Annotated in this window: 1 pseudogene; it reads left to right on the forward strand. The window is 51.0% G+C overall.

The window, feature by feature from the left end:
* Window positions 1-245, forward strand: a pseudogene (locus KVT34_RS32240) (nucleoid-structuring protein H-NS); the annotation flags it as partial.

Consider the following 245-nt stretch of genomic DNA (forward strand, 5'->3'; position numbering starts at 1 on the left):
TACGCGACGGAGGTCTCGTCAACAATTGGGATTTAAGCGTGGAATTTGTTCAGGATATGAATCGCGGCTTAAATGCAGCCGGCGTTGAATAAATGGGGATCGGTTACAAAAACACGGCTAAGCTCCTGAAAAGCGACAATGCGGGCCCTTGGCGTTATCTGAATGAGGATTTCCTGCGTGAGGTTATCCCTACCAAGAACGATGCGAAACATTCCGCGCTCGTGGAAATCGGCCGCGTCGACGAG

Source organism: Paenibacillus sp. GbtcB18, from assembly GCF_019091125.1.
Taxonomy (GTDB): domain Bacteria; phylum Bacillota; class Bacilli; order Paenibacillales; family NBRC-103111; genus Paenibacillus_F; species Paenibacillus_F chitinolyticus.